This window comes from Stenotrophomonas sp. YJH_SMC_46 (assembly GCF_059370315.1).
Window position 1 is genome coordinate 123,775 of the sequence record NZ_JCAFTO010000005.1, and the last position, 15,970, is coordinate 139,744.

Here is a 15,970-nt window from a genome sequence, read left to right on the forward strand (position 1 = left end):
CCGAAGGAAAACGGATCTGACCCCACGGAATTTCATTCGATATCTGACAACAGATGTGTCGACCAAGGTCGACACCTACCAACAGCCGCAGAAATCTGTCAGAGGTGGGGTGGTGTCGGAGTGCGGGGTGTCAGCCGCATGGATGCGGCTGCCAAGCTTACAGGGACGTACTTGCAGCGTCCCCGCACTCCGACACCGCCCCGCCATCCCACGGAATGCCCGCTGTTGCCGTTGCTTCGGCTTGAAGCAGGTGCAGGGCTGCAAGCCCTGCAAAAGAACACCCCTTACAGCGGCAGGGGCGCCTGCGCCGGATCGATCCGCCCTTCGCCGCGGGTGATCTTCTTGAACTCGGCGCGGCTGACCGACACGTAGCGGTCGTTGCCGCCGATCTCCACCTGCGGGCCGTCCTGTACTGCGTGGCCATGCTCATCCACGCGTACCGTCATCGTTGCCTTCTTGCCGCTGTGGCAGATGGTCTTGATCTCCTGCATCTCGTCGGCCCAGGCCAGCAGGTACTGGCTGCCCTCGAACAGTTCGCCGCGGAAGTCGGTGCGCAGCCCGTAGCACAGCACCGGAATGCGCAGCTGGTCGACCACCTCGCTGAGCTGCCAGACCTGGGCGCGGGTCAGGAACTGCGCCTCGTCCACCAGCACACAGCCCATCGGCCCGTTCGTCGCCAGGTCCTGCTCGACCCAGCGTTGCAGGTCGGTGTCACGATCGAAGGCCATGCCCTCGGCGCGCAGGCCGATCCGCGAGGCGACCACGCCGGCGCCGGCACGATCGTCCAGGCGCGGGGTCAGGATCGCCACCCGCATGCCGCGCTCGCGGTAGTTGTGAGCGCTCTGCAGCAGGGTGGTGGTCTTGCCGGCGTTCATCGCCGAATAGTAGAAGTAGAGCTTGGCCATCGACGGATTGTACGCCGCAGCTCCGCTCCGCCGAAGCCGTTCAGCAACCCCGCCGGCGGCCCGCTGTGGTCGTCACCCGGCCCCGCTACAATCCCCATCCCATGCACGGTCTCAATCCCCCCCAAGCCGCCGCCGTCCTGCACATCGAAGGTCCGTTGCTGGTGCTCGCCGGCGCGGGCAGCGGCAAGACGCGCGTGATCGTGGAAAAGATCGCCCACCTGATCGGCTGTGGCCGTTATCCGGCGCGCCGCATCGCAGCGATCACCTTCACCAACAAGTCGGCCAAGGAAATGCGCGAGCGTGTGGCCAAGCGCCTGTGCGAGCAGGATGCCGACGAGGTGACCATCTGCACCTTCCATGCGCTGGGCCTGAAGTTCCTGCAGATCGAACACGCCGCCGTGGGCCTGAAGCGTGGATTCTCGATCTTCGATGCCGACGATGCCGCTGCGCAGATCAAGGACCTGATGTATGGGGCCAAGCCCGACGACATCGAGGACATGAAGAACCTGGTGTCGCGCGCCAAGAACGCCGGCCTGTCGCCCGAACAGGCGATGGCCGCCGCGCGCAGCAACCGCGAGAAAGAAGCGGCCAGTGTCTACGAGCGTTACCAGCTGCGCCTGACGGCGTTCAACGCGGTCGACTTCGATGACCTGATCCGTTTGCCGGTGCAGATCCTGGAGGAAAATCCGGAGATCGCGCTGGCCTGGCGTGAGCGCATCGGCTACCTGCTGGTGGACGAATGCCAGGACACCAACGACGCGCAGTACCGGCTGCTCAAGCAGTTGGCCGGTGACAAGGGCAACTTCACCTGCGTGGGCGATGACGATCAGTCGATCTACGCCTGGCGCGGCGCCAACCCGGAAAACCTGCAGCAGATGGGGCGCGATTACCCCACGCTGGAAATCATCAAGCTGGAGCAGAACTACCGCTGCTCCAACCGCGTGCTGCGCGCCGCCAACGCGCTGATCGCCAACAATCCGCATGAGCACCTGAAGAAGCTGTGGAGCGACCAGGCCGACGGCGAACGCATCCGCGTGTGGGAATGCCGCAACAGCGAACACGAAGCGGAAAAGGTCGCCGCCGAGATCGCCTTCGTGGCGCAGTCGCGCAACGTGCCGTGGAGTGATTTCTGCATCCTGTTCCGTGGCAACTTCCAGTCGCGCCCGCTGGAAAAGGCGATGCAGCTGCTGCGCATTCCCTACCACCTGACCGGCGGCACCATGTTCCTGGAACGCCAGGAAGTGAAGGACACGCTGGCCTGGCTGCGCCTGCTGGTGAACCCGGACGACGACACCGCGTTCATGCGGGCGGTGCAGTCGCCCAAGCGCGATGTGGGTGCCGGTACGCTGGCCAAGCTGGCCGAGCTGGCGCAGGAAAAGGACATGCCGATGGCGCATGTGGCCGAGACCATCGGCGCCCTGCAGCAGTTGCCGCCGCGCGCGGCCAACAGCCTGGCGCGCTTCACCGACATCCTGCGCGACCTGCGGGCGCAGATGCGCCAGGTGACGTCCGGCGACATGATCCGCAAGGTGGCCAAGGAATCCGGGTTGCTGAGCGAGCTGCGCCAGCAGGCCAAGGAAGAGGCCAGCTACCAGCGCCGGGCGAACAACATCGAGGAACTGGCGCAGTGGTTCGAGGGCGGCCCGCGCGGTGCCACCGCCGCCGACCTGGCCGGCCAGCTGGCGCTGCTCTCGCGCAGCGACAAGGACGAGGGCGGCAACCAGGTGCGCATGATGACCCTGCACGCTTCCAAGGGCCTGGAGTTCCCGTACGTGTTCATCGTCGGCTGCGAAGACGGCGTGTTGCCGCACCAGGTCAGCCTGGATGAGGGCAACCTGCAGGAAGAGCGGCGCCTGCTGTACGTGGGCATCACCCGCGCCAAGATCCAGCTGTGGATGAGCTACAGCAAGCTGACGCGCAAGTTTGGCGAACATGTGCGGTTGAAGCCGAGCCGGTTCTTCGAAGAGATTCCGGCCGAGGAGATCCAGCGCGATGGCGCGGACCCGGTGGCCGATGCGGCGCGCAAGAAGGAACGGGCGAGCGCGGGGTTGGCCGCGATCGAGGCGCTGTTCGATTGAGGATCGAAAAGCCACTAAAGTGGTATTCCAATCCGTCCGATTGACGCTTCTGGCCTTGAGCCTGCATCGGGTTAAGGCCTAGTGTGAGCGCACCCGAAGTGCGCGCCGTGTCCTTCATCGTGTCCAACGATATCCCTGCTGTTCTCACCCGTACCTTCCTCGGGCTGGGCCTGGTCCTGCTTGTTTCAGCGCTTCTGGCCTACGTTGGGGCCAGGCGCTTCCTCGATGCGGCGGTCATTGCCGATGGCAGGATCACCCATGTGGATGCCGTCAGCGTTGATCGCGGTGGTTCGCGCACTTCAGGGGTGAAGTTCCTGTACTGGGTGGACTTCACTACCAGCAGCGGGCAAGTGATGCGGTTCTTCGCAGGTCGTACCCGCCATCGTGCCTACATGACGGGCGATCATGTAGATGTGCTGTACCTGCCGGACCGCCCGGACAAGGCCTTGGTGCGTTCGCTCTCATCACCCTGGGGCCTGAGCGTCATACTGGGAGTGACCGGCGGCCCATTCTTGCTGGGGGTGGGAATTCTGCACCTGCCGCAGGCGGCGAGGGCATGGCGGCGCAGGCAGCTCCTTCGCCACGGGACACGGGTGCAAGCCAAGGTCCGGGCGATCAAGCGCGATCGCGGAGTATTTTCGGGGGGAAGGCATCCGTTCGTCATCGTCTGCGCCTGGCGCGATCCTGAAACCACTCGATGGCATGTCTTCCACAGTGCGTATCTCTGGGCCGATCCCCGTGCACAGGTGAGTGGGCGTGAACTGGATGTCCATGTCATGCCGGGCAATCCGCGCTACTACCATGTCGATACCTCCTTCATCCGATCAGCGCCGGCACCTGCACGCTGATCGATCAACCCGGCCAGCACCCTGCCCACCCTCCTCAGATGTTTTTTGCTGTTTTTCTTTGCCGTGGGCCTGCTGATCCTTCTGGCCGCCGCCTGGCTGTTCGTGGACGTCCAGCGTTTCGCGCGCAAGGCCGTTTCCGTAACTGGAACGGTGGTGGCCGTCCAGGCAGAGGATGCCCGGTCGGAAATGGAGGGGATGCCCGCACGTGACATCACCCTGCATCGCCCGGTGGTGAGGTTCCAGACCGCACAGGGGCAGATGATTCAGTTCACCGCGTCCTCTGCTACCGGGGCACCACTGTACGTGGTCGGCGAACAGGTACAGGTGCTGTATCCCGGCGGCATGCCTTCCAAGGCTCGTATCCAGCACCCGGGATTGCGCTGGGGCGCACCGCTGCTGTTGGCGCTGATGGGCATGGGGTTCTGCCTGATCGCCGCATGCGTCCATCGCCTGTGCGTGCGCTACTGGCCGATCCTGTTCGGCCAGCGTGACGGGGCATGTGGCTAGGCTGGGCATCGTAGTGGCCCACCTGGCCTGAGCGTGCTGCACGGCGGGCGCTGGCGTTGCAAAATCGAGGTATTCCTTCCGGAGCCCACCCATGCATCCCATCGAAAGCGAACGCCTGCGGCTGCGCCGCCTGGAACCAGACCGGGATGCTGCGCCGATGCTGGCGCTGCTCAATGATCCAGGCTTCGTGCGCTTCATCGGCGACCGCAACGTGCACAGCGAAGAACAGGCACGCGAGTACATTGCGCTGCGGGTGCTGCACAGCTATGCGTTGAATGGCTTCGGCATGTATGCCATCGAGCGGTTGTCCGATGGTGCCTGGCTGGGCAACGCCGGGCTGGTGCGGCGGGATGGCCTGCCGGGGCCGGACATCGGCTATGCGGTGCTTTCGCAATTCGCCGGGCAGGGCTATGCCGGTGAGGCGGCGCGGGCGGTGTTCGCGCATGCACGCGGAGCGCTGGGCCTGCACGATCTGTATGGCATCACCGACCTGGACAACGTGGCGTCCGGGAAGATCCTGCTGGGCTTGGGCATGCAGGAGCGCGGGGTGATCCAGTTGCCGGGCGTGGACAGCCCGAGCCGGTTGTATGCCACGCCGGGTGCGGCGCAGGTCTGACCCTTGATGTTGGTAGGTGCCGGCCGCTGGCCGGCACAGTAGCGGCTGATGGTAGGTGCCGCTACTGTGTCGGCACTATTCAGATGCAGTGCCGACCAACGGTCGGCACCCACCCCCTCAACCGCGCAGTTCGGCCAACTGTGCCTGCAGTTCGGCCACCGCCGCTTCCAGCTGGGCCACGCGCTCGGCCAGGCCCGGGTCGGCCGCATCGCTGCTGCCACCGCCGCTGCTGGCGTACTTCGCCGCCAGCGCCGCGCCGTCCACTTCGCCGCACAGCAGGTGCATGTAGCGGTCTTCGCGCTGGCCGCTGGCGCGCGGCAGCACCACCAGCAGCGCGCGCTGCTGCAGGCGCTCGATGGCGTGGCGGGCTTCATCGGCGTCGGCGAAGCGGTGCAGGCGCTCGCTGCGCGTGATCAGTTCGCCCAGGGTCTGCGGCCCACGCAGCAGCAGCAGCGCCAGCAGCACGGTCTGCTGCCGGGTCAGGTCCAGCGCGGCCTGCAGGCGGTGCTCGTAGCGGTCCGCGCGCGAGGAGAAGTGCTGGCGGGCCAGGCCCATCGTTTCCAGCTGGCGCAGCGCGTGCTGCACGCTGCCGGCATCGACGTTCATCACCGGCTCGCGCGCGGTCTTCTGGTTGGCGGCCGATTGGGCGGCGTTGACCGTCAGCGGGTAGGTGTCCGGTGTGGTCGCCTCCTTTTCCACCAGGCAGCCCAGCAGGCGTGCCTGCACGGCGTCGAGCAGGGGGACGTCGGGGGTCTGGGTGGAATCGGTCATGGCGGCCTCCGGAAGGGCAACGGGTCAACCGCCAAGCATAGCCGTCCCGGGGCCGCCTTTGCCGGTAAAATGCGCCGGTATATCTGATTGCCGGTGAATCCATGCGTCGTCCCGTTTCCCTGTCCCTGACCCTGCTCGCTACCGCGGCGCTGGGCCTGTCCGCCTGCAAGCGCGTGGATGCGCCTGCTGCCGAAGCCGTTGCCCCGGAGGCCCCGGCCGCCGCTGCCAAGGCTGATGGCGCGCTTGATGCGACCGCCAACGACAATCTCAACGCAGTGCTGTGGATGCAGCGCGCGCAGGAGTACAAGGCCATCACCGAGCAGACCTACCGTGCCGCCGCCGACCACCTGGATGTCGCGCTGAAGGAAGCGCACTGGGATGCGCTGGTGCCGGAGGAACGCGGCAACGAGGCCAAGGGCCTGAAGCCGGCCGTGGTACTGGACGTGGATGAGACCGTGCTGGACAACTCGCCCTACCAGGCGCGCCTGGTGCGCGACGGCAAGGAATACGACGAGCTGAGCTGGGACCAGTGGGTGGCCGAGAAGAAGGCCAAGGCCATTCCGGGCGTGGTGGATTTCGCCAAGGCTGCCAACGCCAAGGGCGTGACCCTGCTGTACATCTCCAACCGCGCCGTGCACCTGAAGGACGCGACCCTGGCCAACCTGCGCGAGCAGGGCCTGCCGGTGGCCGATGACAGCGTGTTCCTGGGCCTGGGCACCGTGGTCGAAGGGTGCGAGCAGGCCGGTAGCGAGAAGAACTGCCGCCGCCGCCTGGCCGGGCAGAAGTACCGCGTGCTGATGCAGTTCGGCGACCAGCTGGGCGATTTCGTGGAAGTGACCGCCAACACCAACGAAGGCCGTGACGCACTGCTGCAGCAGTACCACGACTGGTTCGGCGAGCGCTGGTGGATGCTGCCCAACCCGACCTACGGTGGCTTCGAGCCGGCGCAGTTCAACAACGATTACAGCCAGTCGCGCCAGGCCCGCCACGACGCCAAGCGCGCTGCCCTGGACTACGCACCATGAGCCGCGCGCCACTGCCGCTGCGCGACGACGAGCGCCTGATCTTCGCGCTGGACGTGCCTGATCGCGCGCAGGCGCTGGAGTGGGTCGACCGCCTCGGCGACAGCGTGGCGTTCTACAAGATCGGCATGGAACTGCTGGCGTCGGGCGAGTACTTCCAGGTGCTGGACGAGCTGGCCCGCCGCGACAAGCGCGTGTTCGTCGACCTGAAGTTCTTCGATATCCCGGCCACCGCCGCGGCGGTGATCAAGCGACTTTCGCAGTGGCCGGTCAGCTACGCCACCATCCACGGCTGGCACCCGGCGATGATGGAAGCCTGCGCCGCCGCCAACAGCAGCGACATGCGCCTGCTGGCGGTGACCGTGCTGACCTCGATGGGCCGCCCGGACCTGGCGCAGATGGGCATCGACCGTGAACCGGTGGAGGTGGTGGTCGAACGCGCGATGGCCGCGCAGGCGGCCGGCATCGATGGCGTGATCGCCTCGGGCCAGGAGGCCGGCCCGATTCGCGCCGCGACCGGCGCCGGGTTCTCGATCGTCTGCCCGGGCATCCGCCCCGGTGGCCCGGTCGGCGATGACCAGAAGCGTACCGTTGGCGTGGCCCAGGCGTTTGCCGATGGTGCCGATGCCATCGTGGTTGGCCGTCCGATCCGCCTGGCCACCGATCCGCAGGCCGCGGCCCGGGCCATCCAGCAGGAAATCGCGTCGGCACTGGGTGCGCGCTGAGGTTCCGTTGCGAAGGCTGCAGGCCCGAACGCCATCCCGGCCCGCGCGGGATGGCGTTTTTGCATCTGTCTACCGAGCGGTTGTGCCCGAATCGCCGCAAAACCTGCCGTAGATTTCATTGCTTCCACCCCATCATCAGGTGGATCAATAAAATCAATAGTTTAAGGCGCACTACGTGAAGTGTTGCCTTAACTTGAGCGGCAGCGTAGGATCGCCGCCATCCGGTCCTCGGACCGGACATGTGCCACAACACTGTCCACCGGCCCTGCGCCGGTTTGAAGAGCCTGTGATCCCCGTGATCCCGGCTCTTTTTTTATTCCCGTCAGTGACTTGCACAGGCAACAGCGGAAACCGTGACGTCCCGGCTTGCCGCTGTCACGTCGCAGGCCGCAAGATGCGGACCGGTCCGGGGAGTCCGATTGCATGAGCGTGGCGGTGCGAGGAAGGTCTGCGCGTGGATGGGGGCTGGCAGCCATGCTGCTGCTGGCGGTGGCCGCGTGCCGCGAATCAGCCGATGATCCGGCCAAGCCGGCAGCCGAACCGGTCGCGGCGGTGCAGGCGATGGCCCTGCGCCTGGCCGAGGACGATCTGGTCGGCTACGCGAAGCTGTCGGTGCCGCCCAGCCAGTACCAGCGCCTGCAACAGGCCTGGACCGAAGGCCACAGCCAGTGGCCGCTGACCGAACTGCCGCTGGGTGACCAGCTGCTGCCGATGCTGGCCGCGCTGCGCAAGCCCAACGCCAGCGCCGAACTGCAGCGCAGCTTCGATCGCCAGCTGGCCGGACAGGCCGGCGCCGTTCGCCAGGCCGCGCAGTCGATGGGCAACTTCGGCGTGCAGTATCTGCGCCACCAGAAGGGCTATACGCCCGGCCAACAGGCGCATTACATCGCCCTGGTGGAAACCCTCGCCAGCTGGGCGCAGGGCGCACCGATCAGTGACCGCGCCCGCGCGCGCAGCACCATCGCCGCACTGGTTGGCGCGGCCGGCAAGGTTGGGTTCGATGATGAGGCCGGCCTGCAGGCCGCCGGCATGGAAGGCAGCCTGCAGCAGCTGGCGCCGTTCATCCACACCCTCAAGGCCGTGCTGGGCAGCTACGGACTGGGCGTGGACGAGGCGCTGCGCAGCGTGCGCGGTGAGCTGCTCTCGGTGGAGGGTGACAATGCGCTGGTACGCCTGCACTACGACCTGGCTGGCCGCGAAATGATCCTGCAGCTGCCGCTGAGCCGCCGCGAGGGCCACTGGTACCTGACCCGCACCCTGGCCGACACCGATGCGCTGCTGCGCAAGGCCGACGCGGCCCGCGCTGCGGCCTCGCCATCACCGGCTGAAGCCCCTGCTGGGGGTGGGGAAGCAGCAACGCCGCCGCCTAAGCCATAATGGCGCCGATGTCGAAACAGAACCCGCTGCCGTTTCCCGGCGAAGAATCCCAGTCGACGCCCGCCGATACGGTGCCGGCGTCCCCCTCGACCGGCACCGGCCCGAACCCGGTACCGCCGCCCGTGCACGCGCGTCCGGCCGGCCGCCGCCCGCTGTGGGCTCGCCTGCTGGGCCGCCTGGTCGAGCCGTGGCTGTCGCTGAAGATCGAGCCGGAAGACCCAGGCCAGTACAACGATGGCCGTCCGGTCGTGTACGTGCTGGAAGACTACGGCCTGTCCAACGCGCTGATCCTGGACAAGGCCTGCCGCCAGGCCGGGCTGCCCTCGCCGCTGGTGCCGCTGGCCGGTGACCCGACCGGGCGCAAGCGCGCCTACCTGGCGCTGTCGCGGCGCAGCTCCAGCAACTCGCTGATTCCCGAGCAGCGCGGCGCCAAGACCCACTCCGATTCGCTGGCCAAGGTCCTGCAGGCGCACCGCGTGCGCGACGACCTGGATGTGCACCTGGTGCCGGTGTCTATCTTCGTCGGCCGCGCGCCGGACAAGCAGAGCGGCTGGTTCGCGGTGCTGTTCTCGGAAAACTGGGCGCTGGTCGGTCGCTTCCGCCGCCTGCTGGGCCTGCTGCTGAACGGGCGCAATACCATCGTGCGCTTCGCCCCGCCGATCTCGCTGCGCAGCACCGTGGACGAAGGCCTGGAGCCGGAGCGCACGGTGCGCAAGCTGCAGCGCGTGCTGCGTACGCACTTCCGGCGCATCCGTGAATCGGTGATCGGCCCGGACCTGTCGACGCGGCGCCTGCTGGTGGACCAGGTATTGGCTGCCGAACCGGTGCGCGAGGCGATCGCCGCACAGGCCAAGCGCGACAATTCGAAGCCGGCCGATGCCTGGAAGAAGGCACACGCCTACGCCTGGGAAATCGCCGCGGACTATTCCAGCCCGGTCGTGCGCTCGGCCAGCTTCATGCTCAGCCACGTGTGGAACCGCATCTATGCGGGCGTGCTGGTGCACCACCTGGACAAGTTCAAGGCTGCCGCGCCGGGCCACGAAGTGGTGTACGTGCCCAGCCACCGCAGCCACATGGACTACCTGCTGCTGTCCTACCTGCTGTACGACCGTGGCATCGTGCCGCCGCACATCGTGGCCGGCATCAACCTGAACCTGCCGGTGGTGGGTACCCTGCTGCGCAAGGGCGGTGCGTTCTTCATCCGCCGCTCGATCCGCGGCAACGCGCTGTACTCGGCGGTGCTCAGCGAGTACGTCGCGCAGCTGGTGGCCGGTGGCTATTCGCTGGAGTATTTCGTTGAGGGTGGCCGGTCGCGCACCGGCCGCCTGCTGCAGCCCAAGGGCGGCATGATCTCGATGACGCTGCGTGCGTTCCTGCGCCAGCCGCGCAAGCCGGTGCTGTTCCAGCCCGTCTACATCGGCTACGAGAAACTGATGGAAGGCGGCAGCTATCTGGACGAACTGTCCGGCCGGCCGAAGGAAAAGGAATCGATCTGGTCGCTGCTGTGGGGCATCCCCAAGGTGCTCAAGCAGAACTACGGCCAGGTGGTGGTGAACTTTGGCGAACCGATCGCACTGAACGACGTGCTGGCCGAGAAGGCGCCGGAGTGGAAGGGCGAGGCGGTGTCCGAGGACGAGAAGCCGGCCTGGCTGTCGACCACGGTGGATACGCTGGCCGAACGCATCCAGGTGCGCATCAACGGCGCCGCCGACGTCAACCCGATCAACCTGCTGGCGCTGGCGCTGCTGTCCACGCCGAAGCACGCGATGGGCGAGGCCGACCTGATCGCGCAGATCGAGCTGTGCAAGACCCTGCTGGTCGAGATGCCATATTCGGACCGGGTGACGGTGACCCCGCACTCGCCGGAGCGGATCATCGCCCACGCCGAGGAAATCAACGTCCTCACCCGCATCAAGCACCCGCTGGGCGATGTGCTCAGCGTCAGCGGCGATACCGCGGTGCTGCTGAGCTACTTCCGCAACAATGTGCTGCACCTGTTCACCGCCTCGTCGTGGGTGGCCTGCTGCTTCCAGAACAACCGCCGCATGAGCCGCGCCGGCCTGGTCCAGCTGGGCCGTACGGTGTACCCGTTCCTGCAGGCCGAGCTGTTCCTGCCGTGGAGCGAGGACGAGTTCGCCCAGCGCATCGACCAGACCATCAACGTGTTCGTGCGTGAGGGGTTGCTGCAGAACGTCAATGACGACGACGGCGGCATTCTGGCGCGCAACACCGGGCAGACCGACGAGGTGTTCCGCCTGCGCGCCATCGGGCACTCGCTGCAGCAGGCGTTCGAGCGCTACTACATCGCCATTTCGGTGCTGGTGAAGAACGGCCCCGGCGTGCTTGGCGCCGCCGAACTGGAAAGCCTGTGCCAGCAGGCCGCGCAGCGCCTGAGCCTGCTCTATGCGCCGGCGGCGCCGGAGTTCTTCGACAAGGCCCTGTTCCGTGGCTTCATCCAGAAGCTGCGCGAGCTGCGCCTGGTGTGGCCGGACGAGAACAGCAAGCTGCTGTTCGACGAGCGCCTGGATGCCTGGGCCAAGGATGCCAAGTTCATCCTCGGCCGCGAGCTGCGCCACACCATCGAGCGGGTCAGCCCGGAAGCGGCGCGCCCGGACGAGCCGGCACCGCAGGATTGAACTGAATCCTGCGGTGGGTGTGGACCTTGGTCCGCACACCTTCCCGTCGTGCCGACTAGGGTTGGCACGTACCGGAGCAGGAGGCCAACCCGGGTTGGCACCCACCTGAACCCGGCTCAGGCCGGCTCGTCGGGAATCTGCAGGCTCTCCAGCCTGGCGATGCAATCCTTCAACTGCAGCTTGCGCCGCTTCAGGCGCTTGGCTTCCAGTTCGTCCTCGCCGTTGGCCGCCATGCGGGTGATCTGTTCATCCAGCAGGCGGTGCTCGGCGCGCAGGGCGGCGAGGCGTTCGACGATCTCGGCGGGGTCGTAGGTGTCCACAGGTCCCGAGCATACACAGCGATGATGACCGCCGGGAGAGGGGAATACCGACCCCCGGCCGGGGCCGCTCCGAGCCGTTAGAATGGAACCCATGAGTGCCGTGATTTCCCTTCCCGATCCCCTGCCGCGTTCCCAGCCGCGCGCCGCCCGCGATCCGCGCGTGGCCGAGCGCGAGCAGCACAAGCTGGCCAAGCGCCTGCGCCGCCAGGTCGGTGAGGCGATTGCCGACTTCGGCATGATCGAAGCCGGTGACAAGGTCATGGTCTGCCTGTCCGGCGGCAAGGACAGCTACACCCTGCTGGACGTGCTGCTGCAGCTGCAGAAGAAGGCGCCGGTGCCGTTCGAGCTGGTGGCGGTGAACCTGGACCAGAAGCAGCCGGACTTCCCCGAGCACGTGCTGCCGGAGTACCTGGCAGGGCTGGGCGTGCCGTACCACATCATCGAACAGGACACCTATTCGGTGGTCAGCCGGGTCATTCCGGAAGGCAAGACGATGTGCTCGCTGTGCTCGCGGCTGCGTCGTGGTGCGCTGTACAACTACGCCGAAAGCCATGGCTTCACCAAAATCGCGCTGGGCCACCACCGCGACGATATGGTGGCCACGTTCTTCATGAACCTGTTCCACCACGCCAAGCTGTCGGGCATGCCGCCGAAGCTGCGCAGCGACGACGGCAAGCATGTGGTGATCCGGCCGCTGGCCTACGTGCGCGAGAGTGACATCGTCGAGTACGCGCAGGCGCGCCAGTTCCCGATCATTCCCTGCAACCTGTGTGGCAGCCAGGAGAACCTGCAGCGCCGCCAGGTCGGCCTGATGCTGAAGCAGTGGGAGAAGGACCACCCGGGCCGCATCGAGCAGATCGCGCGCGCCATGAGTGAAGTCCGGCCCTCGCAGCTGGCTGACACCACCCTGTTCGATTTCATGGCGCTGGGCCGTCGCGACGACGCGCCGCTGCCCGACGCCCATGCCTGGCTGGCCGGTTCCCCGGCCGACGCCGACACAGATCCCGAGACGCCCGCCGTTTAAGGTCGGCCGCCCTTCCTCTTTGCCATCCGGAATTCCATGTTCTTTCGCAACCTGACGTTCTTCCGTTTCCCGACCACCACCGATTTTTCCGAAGTCGACACCCTGCTGCCGCACGCCCTGCTGAAGCCGGTCGGCGCGCTGGAAATGAACTCGCGCGGTTTCATCTCACCGTTCGGCCGCGAGGAGAAGGAGCTGCTCTCCCACCGCATCGCCGAGCACCTGTGGCTGACCGTGGGCGGGGAGGACAAGATCCTGCCGGCGGCGGTGGTCAACGACCTGCTCGAGCGCAAGCTGGAGGAGATCGAGGAGAAGGAAGGCCGCCGCCCGGGTGGCCGCGAGCGCAAGCGCATGAAGGACGACCTGCTGCATGAACTGCTGCCGCGCGCCTTCGTGAAGTCCTCGCGCAACGACGCCTTCATCGACCTGCAGCACGGCTACGTGGCAGTGGATACCTCCAGCCGCAAGACCGGCGAATACTTCATGTCCGACATCCGCGGCCTGCTCGGCAGCTTCCCGGCGATGCCGCTGAACGCCGAAGTCGCGCCGCGCTCGATCCTGACCGGCTGGATCGCCGGCGAGCCGCTGCCGACCGGGCTGAGCCTGGGCGAAGAGTGCGAGATGAAGGACCCGGTGGAAGGTGGCGCGGTGGTCAAGTGCCAGCACCAGGAGCTGCGCTGCGACGAGATCGACAAGCACCTGGACGCCGGCAAGCAGGTGACCAAGCTGGCGCTGATCTTCGAGGACAACCTGTCCTTCGTGATCGGCGACGACCTGATCGTGCGCAAGCTGAAGTTCCTCGACGGTGCCCTGGACCAGCTGGAGCATGCCGACGAAGATGGCCGCCGCGCGGAGTTCGACGCCCGCTTCGCCCTGCAGAGCGCCGAGATCCGCCGCCTGTTCCTGTTGCTGGAAGAAGCCTTCAAGCTCAGCAAGGCTGACTGAACAGGCAGCCCGACGGCCGCCGGTCATCCGGCGGCCCGAAGCAGCGCTATGCTGGGTGCATGAGCCGTCTGCTGCGCCGCCTGATCAGCCCGACCCCGCCCGCCACCGTACAGCGCGACACCGTTCGCCTGCGCCTGGAGGATGCCGAGATCGAGGTACTGCGCGTGCGTGATCCGCGTGCACGGCGCATCAAGCTGAGCGTGGATGAGCGCGGCGCGCGCCTGACCCTGCCGCCGCGCGCAAGCCTGGTGATGGGCGAACGCTTCCTGGAACAGCACCGCGACTGGCTTGCACTGCAGCTGCGCCAGTACCAGGGCCAGGGCCTGCCGGCGCCGCTGCAGCCCGGCGAAGACGGCGTGCTGCCCCTGCGCGGCGAACTGCTGCCACTGCGCTGGCAGGAAGGCCGCTATGCGCGCCTGGAGATCGACGCGCACGGCGCCTGCGTGCAGTGGCCCACCCGTGGTGGTGACGCCACCCTGCGCCGTCTGCTGCGCGAGTTCTACGAAGCCCAGACCCGCGCCGACGTCGGGCGCTGGCTGCCGAAGTACCTGCCCACCCTGCCGCGCGCACCCAGCCGCCTGCGGCTGAAGGTGATGTCCTCGCAATGGGGCTCACTGGCCCCCGACGGCAGCATGGCACTGGACCTGGCCCTGGTGCTCGGTCGTCCGGAAGCGTTCGAGTATGTGCTGGTGCACGAGCTCTGCCACCTGATCCAGCCCAATCACTCGCCTGCGTTCTGGCACGAAGTGGAACAACGCTTCCCCGCCTGGCGCGAGCAGCGCGACTACTTCCAGCTGGAAGGGCGACGCCTCAAAGCGATGCTGCACCAGCTGCTGTAGAGCCGAGCCGATGCTCGGCTGACGCGCGCAGCGCGGGGTTCCAGTCATCACGTTGAAGAGCAGCCGAGCATGGCTCGGCTCTACAGAAGAGCGCGCACAGCGCGCGACCCGCTTTGCTCCTGCTCTTCCTTCTTTCTTCCGTGGTGGGCACACCGGAAACTGTCGAAGGACGGGATGGGTGGGATTGCGGGGGTGTCCGCGGCATGGATGCCGCGGCCAAGCCCCCAGGGACGGGTTTACGGCGTCCCCCGCAATTCCACCCATCCCGGCCAACCTCATGATCGTGCAGACCCACCGACCACGAAGGGCTCAGCCGTTGGCCGAAACCCTCACCCCGCCCGCAGCGCCGCCGCCGCCGCCCACCGCGCCGCCACCCGCGGCGCCGTAATGCACACCGCCTGATCGGTCACCGTCGTCACCGCGCGCTCCAGCAGCTGGATATCCGCCTCATGTTGGCGCGCCACGTGCGGATCCTCGAAGAAAATCGCACGCTGGCAGCGCCCCTCCAGCACCCGGTCGGCAATCTGCGCATCACCGCCCATCGGGCCGCTCTGGTAGCGCGTCACCCACGGCGTATCACGTGGCCAGCCCCGGCTCCAGGCCAGTTCGTTCAAACGCTGGCCGGTGGTGCCCGTCGCCACCCGCTCGCCGAACCGGACCAGCACATCGAAGTGCTCATCGGCGAAGGCCAGCATCGCCGGCTTCATCGCATCGTGCGCGATCAGCGCCAGCGTCTGGCCTTCGAACGCATGCAGGTCGTCGGCGCCGCCGTCTGCCGCCAGCCCGGCGTGGACGCGCTCCACTTCGACCCAGTCGCGTGCGGTGGCCACGGTCGAAATGAACGGCTTGCCGTGAATCACGCACTGGCGCTTCAGCGCCGTGGCTTCCGGAAATACCGAGGACGGATCGACCGGGTCGATCAGGTAGATCGCGCCATCCAGTGTCCGATCCGGACCCATGCCAACGACTTCGGCGACCAGCTTCATCAGCCCACCCTCGCGACCGTAGGGATAACGGTGCAGGCCCGCGTACCCGGCTAGGAAGCCCTGTCGTTCGATCGCGTCATGGGTGCGACCGACCGCATGCAGCGACACGCCCAGCTCGCGCAGGCCGGCCTCGCTGCTGCGCAGCCAACGGAACAGCGCGGCGCGCGCGTCGTGGTGATGAAGACGGTTGGCAGCCAGGCCGATGCGCATCGAACGCTCCGCAGTTACGGGTGAAGGCGGCAGTGTATGTCGGCATTCCCCTATCTGGATGCTTTTACAACTTTCTTCATTGCCGTCGGTCCGCACGTCGATAGCGTGGCAGGTAGCGGTACCGCAGCGCGGCCGTTCCTTCCGCCCGCGAGATGAGGATGCCT

15 protein-coding genes are annotated in these 15,970 nt (G+C 66.9%); 11 read left to right on the top strand and 4 right to left on the bottom strand.

From position 1 onward, the window contains the following. Positions 1-284: 284 nt before the first annotated feature. Positions 285-905, bottom strand: a complete 621-nt coding sequence (locus AC5P8C_RS16275; RefSeq protein WP_010487338.1) for a thymidine kinase — start codon at positions 903-905, stop codon at positions 285-287. Positions 906-1,006: 101 nt separating this feature from the next. On the opposite strand from AC5P8C_RS16275, the gene AC5P8C_RS16280 reads away from it, so the two are divergent. From AC5P8C_RS16280 to AC5P8C_RS16295, 4 genes are all read left to right on the top strand, one after another. Then, on the top strand, positions 1,007-2,983 hold the full coding sequence (locus AC5P8C_RS16280; protein ID WP_495219104.1) for a UvrD-helicase domain-containing protein: 1,977 nt from the start codon (positions 1,007-1,009) through the stop codon (positions 2,981-2,983). A 107-nt stretch (positions 2,984-3,090) separates the two neighbouring features. Continuing rightward, on the top strand, positions 3,091-3,831 hold the full coding sequence (locus AC5P8C_RS16285) for a DUF3592 domain-containing protein (RefSeq protein ID WP_205405453.1): 741 nt from the start codon (positions 3,091-3,093) through the stop codon (positions 3,829-3,831). Positions 3,832-4,026: 195 nt separating this feature from the next. Further along, positions 4,027-4,338: a DUF3592 domain-containing protein gene (locus AC5P8C_RS16290; protein WP_495219105.1), complete on the top strand. Its 312-nt coding sequence runs from the start codon at positions 4,027-4,029 to the stop codon at positions 4,336-4,338. A gap of 91 nt (positions 4,339-4,429) precedes the next feature. After that, positions 4,430-4,954, top strand: coding sequence for a GNAT family N-acetyltransferase (locus AC5P8C_RS16295; RefSeq protein ID WP_495219107.1), 525 nt, complete (start codon positions 4,430-4,432; stop codon positions 4,952-4,954). Between the two features lie 117 nt (positions 4,955-5,071). Here the strand turns inward: AC5P8C_RS16295 and AC5P8C_RS16300 are convergent, their stop codons facing one another. Then, complete coding sequence (locus AC5P8C_RS16300; protein WP_495219108.1) at positions 5,072-5,725, bottom strand: YceH family protein; 654 nt, start codon at positions 5,723-5,725, stop codon at positions 5,072-5,074. Positions 5,726-5,826: 101 nt separating this feature from the next. On the opposite strand from AC5P8C_RS16300, the gene AC5P8C_RS16305 reads away from it, so the two are divergent. From AC5P8C_RS16305 to plsB, 4 genes are all read left to right on the top strand, one after another. Continuing rightward, positions 5,827-6,750, top strand: coding sequence for a 5'-nucleotidase, lipoprotein e(P4) family (locus AC5P8C_RS16305; protein ID WP_019662242.1), 924 nt, complete (start codon positions 5,827-5,829; stop codon positions 6,748-6,750). Continuing rightward, positions 6,747-7,472, top strand: a complete 726-nt coding sequence (gene pyrF, locus AC5P8C_RS16310) for an orotidine-5'-phosphate decarboxylase (RefSeq protein WP_019662243.1) — start codon at positions 6,747-6,749, stop codon at positions 7,470-7,472. Before AC5P8C_RS16305 ends, pyrF begins: the two co-directional genes overlap by 4 nt. Positions 7,473-7,895: 423 nt before the next feature. Next, the gene (locus tag AC5P8C_RS16315) at positions 7,896-8,849 is read left to right on the top strand and encodes a hypothetical protein (protein WP_019662244.1); all 954 of its coding nucleotides are present in this window, start codon (positions 7,896-7,898) and stop codon (positions 8,847-8,849) included. Further along, positions 8,849-11,485 (top strand): glycerol-3-phosphate 1-O-acyltransferase PlsB, encoded by a 2,637-nt coding sequence (gene plsB / locus AC5P8C_RS16320; RefSeq protein WP_019662245.1) that lies wholly within the window; start codon positions 8,849-8,851, stop codon positions 11,483-11,485. Before AC5P8C_RS16315 ends, plsB begins: the two co-directional genes overlap by 1 nt. A gap of 116 nt (positions 11,486-11,601) precedes the next feature. On the opposite strand, the gene AC5P8C_RS16325 is transcribed toward plsB, so the two are convergent. Further along, positions 11,602-11,805 (bottom strand): YdcH family protein, encoded by a 204-nt coding sequence (locus AC5P8C_RS16325; RefSeq protein WP_005407501.1) that lies wholly within the window; start codon positions 11,803-11,805, stop codon positions 11,602-11,604. Between the two features lie 91 nt (positions 11,806-11,896). Between AC5P8C_RS16325 and ttcA the strand changes: the two genes are divergently transcribed. Genes ttcA through AC5P8C_RS16340 form a run of 3 tightly spaced genes read left to right on the top strand, consistent with a single transcriptional unit; the run spans position 11,897 to position 14,610 of the window. Then, the gene (gene ttcA / locus AC5P8C_RS16330; protein ID WP_185744934.1) at positions 11,897-12,829 is read left to right on the top strand and encodes a tRNA 2-thiocytidine(32) synthetase TtcA; all 933 of its coding nucleotides are present in this window, start codon (positions 11,897-11,899) and stop codon (positions 12,827-12,829) included. 36 nt (positions 12,830-12,865) lie between these two features. Beyond that, positions 12,866-13,771 carry a recombination-associated protein RdgC gene (locus tag AC5P8C_RS16335; RefSeq protein WP_005411825.1) on the top strand — a complete coding sequence of 302 codons (906 nt, stop codon included), beginning with the start codon at positions 12,866-12,868 and terminating at the stop codon, positions 13,769-13,771. Between the two features lie 59 nt (positions 13,772-13,830). Beyond that, complete coding sequence (locus AC5P8C_RS16340; RefSeq protein WP_495219110.1) at positions 13,831-14,610, top strand: M48 family metallopeptidase; 780 nt, start codon at positions 13,831-13,833, stop codon at positions 14,608-14,610. A gap of 329 nt (positions 14,611-14,939) precedes the next feature. On the opposite strand, the gene AC5P8C_RS16345 is transcribed toward AC5P8C_RS16340, so the two are convergent. Beyond that, entirely contained in the window at positions 14,940-15,806 is an 867-nt protein-coding gene (locus tag AC5P8C_RS16345) for a hypothetical protein (RefSeq protein ID WP_019661978.1), read from the bottom strand. Positions 15,807-15,970 lie beyond the last annotated feature (164 nt).

Excerpts from the sequence above, each read along its gene's own strand:
- AC5P8C_RS16280 (WP_495219104.1), top strand. The coding sequence starts at position 1,007 with ATGCACGGTCTCAATCCCCCCCAAGCCGCCGCCGTCCTGCACATCGAA.
- AC5P8C_RS16305 (WP_019662242.1), top strand. The coding sequence starts at position 5,827 with ATGCGTCGTCCCGTTTCCCTGTCCCTGACCCTGCTCGCTACCGCGGCG.
- AC5P8C_RS16340 (WP_495219110.1), top strand. The coding sequence starts at position 13,831 with ATGAGCCGTCTGCTGCGCCGCCTGATCAGCCCGACCCCGCCCGCCACC.
- AC5P8C_RS16300 (WP_495219108.1), bottom strand. The coding sequence starts at position 5,725 with ATGACCGATTCCACCCAGACCCCCGACGTCCCCCTGCTCGACGCCGTG.
- AC5P8C_RS16345 (WP_019661978.1), bottom strand. The coding sequence starts at position 15,806 with ATGCGCATCGGCCTGGCTGCCAACCGTCTTCATCACCACGACGCGCGC.
- pyrF (WP_019662243.1), top strand. The coding sequence starts at position 6,747 with ATGAGCCGCGCGCCACTGCCGCTGCGCGACGACGAGCGCCTGATCTTC.
- AC5P8C_RS16295 (WP_495219107.1), top strand. The coding sequence starts at position 4,430 with ATGCATCCCATCGAAAGCGAACGCCTGCGGCTGCGCCGCCTGGAACCA.
- AC5P8C_RS16275 (WP_010487338.1), bottom strand. The coding sequence starts at position 905 with ATGGCCAAGCTCTACTTCTACTATTCGGCGATGAACGCCGGCAAGACC.
- ttcA (WP_185744934.1), top strand. The coding sequence starts at position 11,897 with ATGAGTGCCGTGATTTCCCTTCCCGATCCCCTGCCGCGTTCCCAGCCG.
- AC5P8C_RS16335 (WP_005411825.1), top strand. The coding sequence starts at position 12,866 with ATGTTCTTTCGCAACCTGACGTTCTTCCGTTTCCCGACCACCACCGAT.
- AC5P8C_RS16315 (WP_019662244.1), top strand. The coding sequence starts at position 7,896 with ATGAGCGTGGCGGTGCGAGGAAGGTCTGCGCGTGGATGGGGGCTGGCA.
- plsB (WP_019662245.1), top strand. The coding sequence starts at position 8,849 with ATGGCGCCGATGTCGAAACAGAACCCGCTGCCGTTTCCCGGCGAAGAA.
- AC5P8C_RS16290 (WP_495219105.1), top strand. The coding sequence starts at position 4,027 with ATGCCCGCACGTGACATCACCCTGCATCGCCCGGTGGTGAGGTTCCAG.